This is a genomic window from Urbifossiella limnaea, from assembly GCF_007747215.1.
Lineage (GTDB): Bacteria > Planctomycetota > Planctomycetia > Gemmatales > Gemmataceae > Urbifossiella > Urbifossiella limnaea.
In genome coordinates this window covers 6831737-6845092 of the sequence record NZ_CP036273.1, presented here as the reverse complement: position 1 = coordinate 6845092, position 13356 = coordinate 6831737, and the positions used below count along the sequence as shown (strand labels likewise).

Genomic DNA, 13356 nt, shown 5'->3' with positions numbered 1-13356 from the left:
TGAGCGAAGGATACGCCGCCGGCGGCCGGCGGAGAAGGGGTTATCCGAGGCGGTCGAGGTCGCGCAGCCGGCGGTCGGCGTCGAACACCGGGGCCGGCAGCGCGTCGGCGAGCCGGATCGCCTCATCCTCGCTCAGGTCGGCTTTCGCCGTGCCGTGGCCGCGGAACACCGGCAGCCCCTTCTTCAGCGCCACGATCTCCCGGCGGGTGCGCCCCTTCGGGCTGTCCGGCCACCGGCCGATCCGCTCGTGGAAGTCGAAGAACACCGGCACCACCTCCCGCACGTACTTCCAGTACCCGGGGTTGTCCGTCTGCACCACGAACAGCCCGCCGGGAATCAGGGCGCGATGCACGGCCGCAAGGAAGTTCGGCGTGACGAGCCGGCGGTGAACCTGGGCCGGGTCGTAGAAGGGCTGCGGGTGGTAGCAGTGGATTTCGGCCACCGAGTGCGGCTCGACGTAGCGCTCGACCAACTCCAGGCCGCCGAGCACCGCGAACCGCACGTTCGCCAGCGCCCGCTGGTTGCCGCGCTTGCGGGCGTAGCGCACGACCACCGGCAGAATGTCGGTGCCGAGGTGGTCGTGGTCGGGGCGGGTGAGGGCGGAGCCGATGAGGAAGCGGCCGTTGCCGCAGCCCACGTCGAGTACGACGGGGGCGTCGCGGCCGAACAGCTCGCGCCAGTTCAGCCGGCCGTCGGCGGGCATGGCCTTGAGGGCGGTCTGCGTCCACTTCGTGGGCTCGGCGATGCGGCCGGGGAAGGCGACGCCGAACTCGCGCTCCACGTCGCCGGGCCGCGGCTGCTCGGGGGGGTGCATGGGGATAGGGTACGGGTTACGGCGCCACCCCCATCGTCCGCCGGATGAAGCCCAGCTGCAGCCGCAGGAAGTGCGGGCTGCCGATGCCGTGCCGCGCCCGCGGATAAATCATCAGCTCGAAGTCCTTCCCCGCCTGCTGCAAGGCGTCCGCCAGCTTCATCGTGTTCTGGGCGTGAACGTTGTCGTCCATCAGGCCGTGGACGAGCAGCAGCTTGCCGTGCAGGTTCTTCGCGGCGCCCACCACCGAGCTCGCCGCGTACCCCTTGGGGTTCTCCTTCGGCGTCAGCATGTAGCGCTCGGTGTAGATCGTGTCGTACAGCCCCCAGTCGGTCACCGGGCCGGACGCGATGCCGGCCGAGAACGTCTTCGAGTGCGTCAGCGCGAACGCCGTCATGAACCCGCCGTAGCTGTGCCCGCTGATGCCGACGCGCGACCGGTCGATCCACCCGCCGCGCTTCCCGAGCCAGTCCAGCGCCGCTTCTAAATCCTTCAGCTCCTGCACGCCGAGCTGCTTGTACGCGCTCCACGCCGCCTTCATCCCCTGGCCGCTGGCCGAGCGCGGGTCCACGCGGAAGATCACCACGCCGGTCGCGGCGAGCGCCTGGTCCATGATGCGGCCGCCGCCCCAGCCCTCCTTCACCGTCGGGGCGTGCGGGCCGGCGTACGTGAACACCCACACCGGGTACTTCTTCGCCGCGTCGAAGTCGGGCGGGAACACCAGCGTGCCGTTCAGCTTGAACCCGTCCGGCATGGGGACGGTCACCGCCTCGAACTTGCCCCATCGGTACTGCTCGCGCTCGTACACGGGGTTCGTGTCCACCGTGCGCACGCGGCCCTTCCCCGCCTCGCTCACGTACACCTGCGTCGGCGTGGCGTCGTCGGTGGTGCGGTCGAGGAACAGGTTCCCCTTCGGCGCCAGCGTGATGGTGTGGTTCCCGCCCGAGTCCGTCAGGCGCTCGAGCTTCGTGCCGTAGAGCGCGGCGCGGTACAGGTGGAGCCGCGTGGGGCCGTCCTTCGTGCCGGTGACGTACACCGCGTCGGGGTCGATCCGCAGCACCTCGCGCACTTCCCAGTCGCCGGCGGTCACGGCGGCCTTCAGCTTCCCGTCCGCGGCGTAGTGGTACAGGTGGCGGAAGCCGGTGCGGTCGCTGGCGAACAGGAACGAGCCGTCGGGCAGGAAGCGCGGCGCGCCGGGCTCGTCCACCCAGGCGCCGGTGGTGTCGCGGAACAGCTTGACCGGCGGGCCGCCCGCGTCCTTCCACACCACGAAGTCGAGCCACGTCTGGGTGCGGTTCTGGAGGTAGGCGTACACGTCTTTCCCACCCGGCATCCAGCCGACCCGCGCCACGAGCGTGTCGGCCGGCGGGTAGCCGGTCAGGTCGAGGAAGGCGGGTCGGCCGCCGGCGGCGCTCGCCACGCCGATCGTGACCAGCGGGTTGGGGTCGCCCGGCTTCGGGTACGGGTACGACTCCAGCTTGCCGTTCGCGTCCTGCACGTCCACCAGGTGGAATCGCTTCACCGGCGTGTCGTCGAAGCGGAGGAAGGCGATCTTCTCGCTGTCGGGGCTCCACCAGAAGGCGCGGCTGCTGCGGTTGAACAGCTCCTCGAAGTACACCCAGTCGGCCTTGCCGTTCAGCACGTCGGCCTTGCCGCCGTCGTCGGTCAGTTGCGTCTCGTCCTTGCCGTCGGCGGCGGCGACGAACAGGTTCCCCTTGCGGACGAACGCCACGCGCTTGCCGTCCGGCGACGGCGTGCTGAGGTCGCCGCGGCCGTCCACCTTCGCGGGCGGCCCCTTCGCGGGCGGCCCCTTCTTCGGCGCGTCCGACTTCGCGGCGGGTTCGGAGCGGCCGGTGCGGGCGTGAACCTTTAGCGTCGCGCCGCCCTTCGTTTGCAGGAAGTGCTCGCCGTCGTCGAGCCACTGGATCCCGCTCGCCGGGTTGCCGGCGAGGCCGAACGTGAACCCGCCGCCGCCGCCGACCAGCATCTCTTCGGTGATCGTCTTGAGCGCCTTGCGGCTCTCGGGCAGCGGCCTCGGCGCGCCGGTGAGCACCGGCGGCAGCTTCAGCACCCGCAGCACGGGAAAGTCGGCGCCGGGCCGCAACTCGCCGTCGAACAGGTTCCACGCGGCGAGGCCGTCCTCGGCCTCCGGTTCGAGGAGGTACGCGGCGAGCGTGCCGAGCGGCTGAGCCGTGCGGACCACGAGCGCGCCCGCGGGAACGGTCCGCGCCTCGGTCCGCTTCGTGACGGTCAGCGTCCGCAGTTTGTGCCCCTGGAACGCCTTCGCCGCCTCCTCGACGCGGTCGAGCCGGTACGCCTCCACGTCGAGCAACACGTCCTCGCGCAGCTCCTCGACGGCGACGCCGTGCCGGCGCAGCGTGGCCGCCGCGTCGGCGCACTTCGGCGACACCACGTAAGCCGCCGGCCGCGCCACCGCGTGCGCCGCCTCGGTGCGGGCGACGTGCGACAGCGCGATGTCCTTAGGGGCGTCCTGGTCGAAGCCGGGAACGGAGAGCGGGTCGGCGTGGGCGACCGTCTTCGTCCGCAGCGGCACGACGGCGGTCGCGGCCGGGGTGCGCGTCGTGACGCGCGTCACGTCGTCCTTCTTCGCCGCGGCCGTCTCGAAGACGCCCTTCACGAACGCGCCGCTGGCCGTCACGCGGTCGCGGTACGGGGCGTAGCTGTACGACTCGCTCAGCACGCCGATGCGGTTCCGCAGCGCGACGGACTGGATGCCGTAGCGCGGCAGTGCCGGGTACGTCTCCCAGCGGGTGCGGTCGGCGGCGAAGTTGCCGTAGGGGCCGGTGTCGAAGCCGGTGGCGGCCTTCACGCGCTTGCCCGCCTCCGGCAGCAGGGTGGCGTGCGCCCAGCGTGACAGGTCGCTGTCACAGGTCGGGTAGCGCGGGCCGTCGTGCGTGAGCGTCCAGCGGTGCTTGCTGCCGTTGGTGGTGTGGCAGTCCACGACGACGAGCGGGTCCCAGTCGGTCATCAGCTTGACGAGCGCCCGCACCTCGGGGGTTTCGAGCTTCACGAAGTCGCGGTTCAGGTCGAACCCCTGGGCGTTCTCGCGGCTGCCGACGCCGCCCGGCGGGTTCGGCTCGTTCGGCCGGTTCTTCGGGTCGATCTTCTCGTTGCCGTCGGCGTTCAGCACCGGCACCAGCAGCACCACCAGGTCCTTGAGCAGCGGCGCGTCCTTGCCGGCGGCGAGGTCGCGGGCCAGGGCGCAGAGGGCGTCCTTGCCGTCGATCTCGCCGGCGTGGATGTTGGCGAACGCGAGCACGACCAGCTTGCCGCTCTTGGCCGCCTCGGCGGGCGAACTCACGGGCGGGTCGGCGAGCACCCACAGCGGCAGCGGCCGGCCTTCGTGGCTGGTGCCGAACGTGGACGCTTTCAGCCGCGGCGACAGCTTCGCCAGCTGCTCGCCGAACGCGACCACGTCGGCGTGTCGGGTGGCGGCGGCGAAGTCGGCGCGCTCGGCGGGGGTGCGCGGCTCCTGGGCCGCGGCGGGGGCGGCGACGAGCAACAGCAGCGCGAGGGCGGCGCGGGGCACGACAGCTCCGGGGTGTGCGGGGGGAGGGTGCGGGGATTGTAGGTATCTTCCGCCGCTCGCGGCGTAGCGCCGCGGCGCTACGCCGCGAGCGGCGGACCTGACGGATTCCCGATTCGCCCGCAAGAACCGGGGCGCGGCGCGTCCCCCACGCCGGTACACTTCCCGCACCATCCCGGAGCCCGCCCGTGACCGACGACGACCGCTGGGCCGCCCTCGCAAGCCGCGACCCCGCCGCCGACGCGGCGTTCGTCTACTCCGTCCGCACCACCGGCGTGTACTGCCGGCCGAGCTGCCCCGCCCGCCGGCCGAACCGCGCCAACGTCCGCTTCCACGACACCGCCGTCGCCGCCGAGCGCGCCGGCTTCCGCGCCTGCAAGCGCTGCGGCCCCGCGGCCGGGCACGGCGCCGCGGTCGCGGAAGCGTGCCGCCGCCTCGCCGCCGACGAGCCGCCCGACCTCGCTGCACTGGCCGACGCCGCCGGCCTCAGCCGGTTCCACTTCCACCGCGTGTTCAAGAGTGTCGTCGGCGTCACCCCGAAGGCGTACGCCGCCGCCGAGCGCGGCCGGCGGGCGCGGGAGCAACTCGCCGCCGGCGCGAGCGTCACCGCCGCCGCGGCCGGGTTCGGCTCCGCGAGCCGCTTCTACGCCGCGGCGCCGGCCGCGCTCGGCATGGCGCCGGCGGCCTACCGTGCCGGCGGCCGCGGCGAGGTGATCCGCTTCGCCGTCGGCGACTCGTCGCTCGGCCGCGTGCTGGTCGCGGCGACCGCCGTGGGCGTGTGCGCCGTCTTCCTCGGTGACGACGCGGACGAGTTGACTGCCGAGCTGCGCCGCCGCTTCCCGAAGGCCGACGTTCAACCCGCGGACGCGGCGTTCGGCGCCACGGTGGCGAACGTGGTGGCGCTGGTGGAGGCGCCGGCGGCGGCGTTCGACCTGCCGCTCGACCTGCGCGGCACGGCGTTCCAGGTGCGCGTGTGGGAGGCGCTGCGCCGCATCCCCGCCGGCACCACCACGACGTACGCGAAGCTCGCCGAGCAGCTGGGGCAGCCGACCGCGGCGCGGGCGGTGGCGCGGGCGTGCGCCACGAACCACGTGTCCGTGGCGGTGCCGTGTCACCGCGTGGTCGGCGCCACCGGCGCGCTGACCGGCTACCGCTGGGGCGTGGCGCGGAAGGCCGAGCTGCTGAAGCGCGAGGCCGCCGGGGGCCGCTAGCCCGCCGCCGCGGGGCGTGGTACACTTCCCCTACCCGCCCCCGCCCCCCTCACGACCACGCTCCATGCCCCGCCTCGCGGCCGCCCTCGTGCTCGCCCTCCTGCCGGCCGCGGCGCGCGCCGACGACGCCTTCGAGTCGAAGGTCCGCCCCGTGCTCGCCGAGCACTGCTACGCGTGCCACTCCGCGGCCGCGAAGAAGGCCAAGGGCGGCCTCACCCTCGACACCCCCGACGGCATCCGCAAGGGCGGCGACTCCGGCCCCGCCGTCGTGCCAAAGGACGCGACGAGCCTGCTGCTGAAGGCCGTCGAGTACCACCCGGACGCGCCGGCGATGCCGCCCAAGGGGAAGTTGCCGGACCGCGCCGTGGCCGACCTGCGGTCGTGGGTGAAGGCCGGGGCCGTGCTCCCCGAAGGTCGCGCGGCGCAGGCCGGACCCACGACCCGCGACCCGGCCGCGGCGAAACAGTTCTGGTCGTTCCGCCCACTCCGCGAGCAACCGCTGCCGGCGGTGTCGCGGCCCGACTGGCCGGCCCGCCGGCACGACCACTTCGTGCTGGCGAAGCTCGACACACTGATGCTCCGCCCCGCCGCGCCCGCCGACCGCCGCACGCTCGTTCGCCGTGTGTACTTTGACCTCATCGGCCTGCCGCCGACCTTCGAGCAGGTGGAAGCGTTCGTCGCCGACGGCCGGCCCGACGCTTACGAGCGCCTGGTGGACGGGCTCCTGGCGTCGCCGCGGTTCGGCGAGAAGTGGGCGCGGCACTGGCTCGACGTGGCCCGCTACGCCGAGGACCACTCGACCAGCGAATCGACGTGCAAGCCGCCGCGGTTCCCGTTCCGCTACCGCGACTGGGTCGTCGCCGCGCTCAACGCCGACCTGCCGTTCGACGACTTCGTCCGCCGCCAGCTCGCCGCCGACCTGCTGCCGGGGCTCGCGCCCGAAGAGCTGGCGGCGCTCGGGTTCCTCGGCCTGTCGCCGGTGTACCACAAGGAGCCGAAGCTGGCCGAGGACGTGATCGCCGGCATCGTCGCCGACGAGTGGGACGAGCGGGTGGACGCCGTCACCCGCGGGTTCCTCGGCCTCACGGTGGCGTGCGCCCGCTGCCACGACCACAAGTTCGACCCCGTTTCGAGCGAGGACTACTACGCGCTCGCCGGCGTGATGGCGAGCACGCAGCTGGCCGAGCGGCCGCTCATCGCCGACCCCGACGCCGTCACCGAGGAGCTGGCCGCCGTTCGGCTCGGGCTCATGGAGTCGGGGATGCGGGCGGGGTACGCCCGGGAGCTGCGCGGCACGGCGGCGAAGGAGGGCCGCGACCCGGCGCCGTTCGACCGCGACGCCAGGAAGTACGACGCCGAGATGGCGGCGCTGAAGGAGCGCGAGAAGAAGCTGTACACCGGGCCGGTCACGCCGGCGGTGCGCGACGCGGGGACGTGGGTGACGGCCGACGGCGGCGCGTGGACCAGCCTGACCTACAAGGCCGGCGTGCCGCGCGACCTGCCGGTGTTCGTCCGCGGCAACCCGATGAAACCCGGCCCGGCGCCGGTGCCGCGGCGGTTCCTGCGGGTGCTGTCGGCGGGCGAGCCGGCGCCGTTCCGCAGCGGCAGCGGCCGCCGCGAACTGGCCGAGGCGATCGTGACCGACGCCCGCGGCCTGACGGCCCGGGTGTTCGTCAACCGCGTGTGGGGCTGGGTGGTCGGCCGGCCGCTCGTCGCCACGCCGAGCAACTTCGGCGCGCTCGGCGAGCCGCCGTCGCACCCCGAGCTGCTGGACGATCTGGCGGCGCGGTTCGTGGCGAGCGGCTGGTCGGTGAAGTGGCTCGTGCGCGAGCTGGTGCTGTCGGCGGCGTACCGGCAGGCGAGCCGGGCGGACGACGAATCGGCCGCCCGCGACGCGGACAACCGCTGGCTGTGGCGCGGCCACCGGAAGCGGCTCGAAGTCGAGGGCTGGCGCGACGCGATGCTCCAGGTGAGCGGCCGGCTCGACCTGCGCGGCGGCGGCCCGTCGGACGACCTCGACGGCCCGTTCGCGGTCCGCCGCACGGTGTACGGGAAGGTGAGCCGGCAGCGCGCCGCCGACGTCCACCGCCTGTTCGACCTCCCCGACCCGAAGGCCCACGGCGAGCGCCGCGAGCCGACGGTCACGCCGCTGCAACAGCTGTACTTCCTGAACAGCCCGTTCGTCCGCGGCGCCGCGGTCGGGGTGGCCCGGCTGGCGGCGCGCGACGCTTCTTCGCCGCGCGACGTAATGCGGCAGCTGTACCGCCGCGTGCTGCTCCGCGGCCCGACCGCGGCCGAGACGGCGGCGGGGCTGGCGCTGGCGGGCGAGCCGGCGGCGTGGGACGTGCTCGCGCAGGCGCTGCTGGTGAGCAACGAGTTCCTGTTCCTGGACTGACGGACTCTCATGGTGTTACCCGCCGTCACCCGCCGCGCCGCCCTCCGCCAGCTCGGCGGCAGCGTCGGCCTCCTCGGCCTGTCCAGCTTCCTCGGCGGCTCCGTCGCCGCCGCGCCGCGGGCGCCGCACCACAAGCCGCGGGCGACGCGGCTCATCGTGCTGTTCATGGCCGGCGGGCCGAGCCACCTCGACACGTTCGACCCCAAGCCCGCCATCGCCCGCCACGCCGGCCAGCGCCCGCCCGCCGCCGACCTCCGCACCGAGCGCGTCACCAGCGGGCTGATGCCGTCGCCGTTCGCGTTCCGCCCCGGCGGCCGCTGCGGGCTCCCCGTCAGCGACCTGCTGCCGAACCTGCGCGCCTGCGCCGACGACCTGTGCGTGCTCCGCGCCGTCCACGCCATCAACCCGAACCACTCGCCGGCCGCGAACTTCCTCGCCACCGGCCGCACCGACGCGGTTCACCCCGGCGTCGGCGCGTGGGTGAGCTACGGCCTCGGCGCCGAGACCGACGACCTGCCGGGGTTCGTGTCGTTCGGCAACGGCTTCGGGCAGGCCGGGTTCGAGCGCACCGGCTACCTGCCGGGCCAGTTCCAGGCCACGCGCGTCGGCACGCAGTCGGCCGACCCCGAGCGGATGATCCGCCACCTCCGCAACCCCGACCTCACGCCCGACCGCCAGCGCCGCCAGCTCGACGCCGTCCAGGAGATGAACCGCGCCCACGCCGCCGCGGCCGGCGCCGACCCGCAGCTGGAGGCGCGGGTGCGGGCGATGGAGACCGCCTTCCGGATGCAGGCCGCCGCCGGCGACGCCTTCGACGCCCGCCGCGAGCCGGCGCGGGTGCGCGAGATGTACGGCCCCGGCGAGTTCGCCGCCGGGTGCCTGCTGGCGCGGCGGCTCGTCGAGCGCGGCGTGCGGGTGGTGCAGGTGTCCAACGGCGGCTGGGACCACCACGCGCGGATCAACACCGAGCTGCAGAAGAAGTGCGGCGAGATCGACCGCCCGGTGGCGGCGCTGCTCCGCGACCTGAAGCAGCGCGGCCTGCTGGACGAGACGCTGGTGCTGTGGGGCGGCGAGTTCGGCCGCACGCCGGTGAGCGAGGCCGGCGACGGCCGCGACCACAACCACTACGGCTTCACGCTGTGCCTGGCCGGCGGCGGGGTGAAGGGCGGGTACGCCCACGGCGCCACGGACGAGTTCGGCTTCCGCGCGGTGGACGGCCGGGTGAGCGTCCACGACCTGCACGCGACGATCCTGCACCTGATGGGCCTGGACCACGAGAAGCTGACGTACCGCCACAGCGGCCGCGACTTCCGGCTGACGGACGTGGCCGGCGAGGTGATCCGCCCGATCCTGGCGTGAGGACGTGCCCGTGACCCGCCTGACCGTGCTGTACGGCCACCCCACCGACCCGGCGGCGTTCGACCGCTACTACCACGACGTGCACGTGCCGCTGGCGCGGCGGATGCGCGGGCTGCTGGGCTGGACGATCGGCAAGTGCGAGTCGGCGACGCCGGGCGAGCGGCCGCCGTACTACCTGATCGTGGGCCTATACGCCGCCTCCCGCGCCGACCTGGACGCGATCCTCGCATCGCCCGAGGGGCAGGCGGCCATCGCCGACGTGCCGAACTTCGCCACCGGCGGCGTCACCTTCCTGTTCAACGACGAGGACGTACTGATCCCGTACTCGCTCGGCGGGTGACGCTTGGTGCGTCAATCTTCTTGCGTCTGGTCAGCGCGAACGTCGCACGATCTGCACGCCGCGCACTTGATACTCCAACTCCTTCAGCCCCGGCCGGCCGCTCGACGACCCGCCCACGTCCAGCGACCGCAGCCGCGGCAGTGTCCGCAGCGCCGGCACACTCGCGTCGGTGATCCCTCGCTCCGTCCCGAGCCCGAGCCGTGACAGGTTGGGGGCGGTCGCCGCCAGGAACGTCACAAAGTCGTCACCAAGCCCGAGGTGCGATGTGCTCAGCCCCGTGAGGCGCGGCCCCCGCGCCGCCACGAACCGGCGCAGCCCGGCCTCGGTGTACGACACCCGTCCCGATGACGCGCCGGTACCCACCGCCAGACTGGCGAGCCGCGGCGCGGCGGCGAGTGCGTCGAGGCCGGCGTCGGTGACCCCGGGGCCGGTCGTCACTCCCAGCGTCTCCAGGCGCGGCAGCGTGGCGACCGCGGCCAGCCCGGCATCGGTCACGGCCGGGGACAGCAGTTGCAAATTGCGGAGCGTGCGAATTCGTGTGAGGGATCGTAGCCCTGTGTCGGTGCCGCGGAACAGCACGGCGGACTCCAGCGCCGGGAACCGCGACAACACTTCCGCCTCCTCGTCGGAGCCGTACTCGCCGGGCTGGAACTGCCGGAGTCGCGGCAGTCGGGCCAGCGGTAGGAGTTCCGGCCGGACCCCGCCCTCGCGCCGGCGCATCCCGAGCGACAGGTATTCGAGCGTGTGAATGCGGCTGACCTGCTCTGCCGCCTCGGCCCCGTCGAGCTGCACCACCAGGCGGACCAGCCGCGGGCGGAGGGTGAACGGGCGAAGCGACGCGGCGGACAGCGGCGGTCGGTTCTGCACCCACAGGTCGCGGAGGCGCGGCAGGGCGGACAACCGGGCGAACCCGGCGTCGGTCAGGCCGGGGCCGCCGACGATGAGTCGCTCGAGTCGGTGCATCCGCGCCAGTGTCGCCGCCCCGGTGTCGCTGAGGCCGGTGAGTGTGCCGACCGCGCGCAAAGCGGGGAACGCCTGCAGCACCGCCGCCACGTCGTCGCCGAACCCGGCTTCCGTCATCCCGCGGTTCAGGAACAGTTCTTCGAGGTGCGGCACGGCCGCGAGCTCGGCCACGCGCGCTGCGGCGAACGACGGCGGCGCCCCGTCGCGCATGTGCCAGGGTTCGTCCGGGATGGCGCGGACGTCGACCGACACCCGGCGGAGGTGCCGGAGCCGGCCGAGGCGGGCGAGAAGCCCCGGCGGCGTGGTGGGGTCGATGACCACCCACAGGGCGTAGCCGAAGTCCGGGTCCGGGAGGCGGTCAATCTGCTCCGCGGTGACGGGGTGACCCAGATTAATGGTGTGGAGCCGTCGGTGTAGGTCGGGCACGTCGCCGCTGGCTTCACGGTCGCGGCGGGTGAGCCCGCCGCCGACGGCGCGGACGGCGGCCTCGACCGCGTCAACCTCGGCCGCTGTCGCGGCGCGGAGTTCGGGGAGGCGCGGTGCATCGGGCGAACGCGGTGCGTCGGCGCCCAGGCGCAACAGCCCGCCACCGACCACGGCCAACAGTGTGAGCAGAGCGATGCGAGCGGGCATGAGGATCATCCCGGAGAGATGTAAGAATGACGCCGGCCGCCCGCCATCATACCACGGCGTACGTCTGTGAGTTGGGGCTGGGGAGCGGCCACGGGCGGGGTGGCCGAAATCGGGACGGCACGCGCGAATACGCGCCACCGCCCTTGATTAGTGAACGGGCGTTCCGTATGCTGCCTGATGAGGTGTCGGGTGGGGTTCAAGCCTGAGTTCGATGCGGCCCGGAACCGCGCAACAAGAGTGGCCGGTCAACCCCGCCTCGACCCGTGGGTCCCAACGCGAGCCACGCCGGCCTCCTTCAGGAGGCGTCGGGGGTGCCGGTCGTCCGGGCGACTGGCCGCAGGAGCAACCCTGCAAGCCCCTGGCAAACGTGTGCGGCCCGGAGGGCGCGTCTGTGCCGAAACCCGACACCCCGCCGCCGGCGGCCGTTCGACCGCGTTCCCGCGCGGCCGGCGGCCGCCGGTTGGCGTTCGCCGCTGGACTCGGCCCCGCGCCGGCGATAGCTTCACCTCACCTCTCCGCCCCACACCCCCGGACCGCCACGATGACCCGCCCGGCCGTCGCGCTCGCCGTCGCCCTCGCGGCGGCCGCGCTCCCGTCCGCCGCCCAGGACCGCACCAAGGACACGCCCCCGGTCGCCACCCAGCACGCGGTCACCCTCGGCGGCAAGAAGGTCGAGTACGCCGCGACCGCCGGCACGCTCGTCCTCAAGGACGAGGACGGCAAGGCGCAGGCGAGCGTCTTCTACGTCGCCTACACGAAGCCCGGCGCCGACCCGGCCACGCGGCCGCTCACGTTCTGCTTCAACGGCGGGCCGGGGTCGTCATCGGTGTGGCTCCACATGGGCGCGTTCGGCCCCAAGCGCGTCGCGCTGACGGACGACGGCCAGCCCACGCCGCCGCCCGCGAAGCTGGTCGAGAACGAGGGCTCGCTCGTGGACCTGACGGACCTGGTGTTCATCGACCCCGTCAGCACCGGGTTCAGCCGCGCCGCCGACGAGAAGAACGCCAAGCAGTTCCACGGCGTGCAGGAAGACTTGACCTCCGTCGGCGAGTTCATCCGCCTCTACGTCACGCGGAACAACCGCTGGGGCTCCCCCAAGTACCTCGCCGGCGAGAGTTATGGCACCACCCGCGCCGCGGCCCTGGCGAACCACATGCAGTCGAAGCTCGGCATGCGGCTGAACGGCGTCGTGCTGGTGTCGGCGGTGCTGAACTTCGGTACCATCCGCTTCGACGAGGGGAACGACCTGCCGTTCCCGCTGTACCTGCCGGGTTACACCGCCACCGCGTGGTACCACAAGAAGCTCGCCCCCGAGTTGCAGACGAGCCTGACCAAGACGCTCGCCGAGGCGGAAGCGTTCGCCGCCGGCGAGTACCAGCAGGCGCTGTTCAAGGGGGCGGAGCTGACGGACGCGGAGCGGAAGACGATCGCGGCGAAGGTGGCGCGGTTCACCGGGTTGAGCGAGGAGTTCGTGCTGCGGAACGACCTGCGGGTCGAGGGGCAGCGGTTCATGCGCGAGCTGCTCCGCGACCGCGGCCGCACCGTCGGCCGGTTCGACAGCCGCTACCTCGGCCGCGACAGCACCGACGCCGGCGAGCGACCGGAGTACGACCCCAGCTACGCCGCCGTGCAGGGCACGTACACCGAAGGGCTGAACAGCTATCTCCGCGGCGAGCTGAAGTACGAGAGCGACCTGCCGTACGAGATTCTCACGGGGCGCGTGCAGCCGTGGAACTACGGCACGGCCAGTAACCGGTACCTGAACGTGGCGCCGGCGCTGCGGACCGCGATGGCGCAGAACCCCGACCTGCGCGTGCTGGTGGCGAACGGGTACTACGACCTCGCGACGCCGTACGCGGCGACGAAGTACACGATGAGTCACCTGGCGAACGACCGCGGGTTGTTGGGGCGTGTGACGATGACGTACTACGAGGCCGGGCACATGATGTACGTCCACCGGCCGTCGCTGGTGAAGCTGCGGGCGGACGTGGCGGCGTTCCTTCAAAAGGGATGAGGGATGAGGGATGAGGGATGAAGCCAGAACCGGTCGGCTTCCGTCCCTCGTCCCTCATCCCTCATCCCTCATCCTTCCCGAGG

At 73.2% G+C, this 13356-nt stretch carries 8 protein-coding genes; 5 read left to right on the top strand and 3 right to left on the bottom strand.

Annotated features, from left to right (window positions below):
• Positions 1 to 40: 40 nt before the first annotated feature.
• Together trmB and ETAA1_RS27800 are read right to left on the bottom strand one after the other, a co-directional pair.
• A complete protein-coding gene (gene trmB, locus ETAA1_RS27805; protein ID WP_145243885.1) occupies positions 41 to 814 on the bottom strand; it encodes a tRNA (guanine(46)-N(7))-methyltransferase TrmB in 774 nt (257 codons plus the stop codon).
• Between the two features lie 16 nt (positions 815 to 830).
• Positions 831 to 4361: a DPP IV N-terminal domain-containing protein gene (locus ETAA1_RS27800; RefSeq protein WP_202920459.1), complete on the bottom strand. Its 3531-nt coding sequence runs from the start codon at positions 4359 to 4361 to the stop codon at positions 831 to 833.
• A gap of 185 nt (positions 4362 to 4546) precedes the next feature.
• Here ETAA1_RS27800 and ada point away from each other — a divergent pair, with 185 nt between their 5' ends.
• From ada to ETAA1_RS27780, 4 genes are all read left to right on the top strand, one after another.
• Positions 4547 to 5569: a bifunctional DNA-binding transcriptional regulator/O6-methylguanine-DNA methyltransferase Ada gene (gene ada / locus ETAA1_RS27795; RefSeq protein ID WP_202920458.1), complete on the top strand. Its 1023-nt coding sequence runs from the start codon at positions 4547 to 4549 to the stop codon at positions 5567 to 5569.
• A 64-nt stretch (positions 5570 to 5633) separates the two neighbouring features.
• Complete coding sequence (locus ETAA1_RS27790) at positions 5634 to 7964, top strand: PSD1 and planctomycete cytochrome C domain-containing protein (RefSeq protein ID WP_145243882.1); 2331 nt, start codon at positions 5634 to 5636, stop codon at positions 7962 to 7964.
• Positions 7965 to 7973: 9 nt separating this feature from the next.
• On the top strand, positions 7974 to 9323 hold the full coding sequence (locus ETAA1_RS27785; RefSeq protein WP_145243881.1) for a DUF1501 domain-containing protein: 1350 nt from the start codon (positions 7974 to 7976) through the stop codon (positions 9321 to 9323).
• 10 nt (positions 9324 to 9333) lie between these two features.
• A complete protein-coding gene (locus ETAA1_RS27780) occupies positions 9334 to 9663 on the top strand; it encodes an EthD family reductase (RefSeq protein WP_145243880.1) in 330 nt (109 codons plus the stop codon).
• A gap of 30 nt (positions 9664 to 9693) precedes the next feature.
• Here the strand turns inward: ETAA1_RS27780 and ETAA1_RS27775 are convergent, their stop codons facing one another.
• Positions 9694 to 11259 carry a leucine-rich repeat domain-containing protein gene (locus tag ETAA1_RS27775; protein ID WP_145243879.1) on the bottom strand — a complete coding sequence of 522 codons (1566 nt, stop codon included), beginning with the start codon at positions 11257 to 11259 and terminating at the stop codon, positions 9694 to 9696.
• 541 nt (positions 11260 to 11800) lie between these two features.
• Here ETAA1_RS27775 and ETAA1_RS27770 point away from each other — a divergent pair.
• Positions 11801 to 13273: a S10 family peptidase gene (locus ETAA1_RS27770; protein WP_145243878.1), complete on the top strand. Its 1473-nt coding sequence runs from the start codon at positions 11801 to 11803 to the stop codon at positions 13271 to 13273.
• Positions 13274 to 13356: the final 83 nt, after the last annotated feature.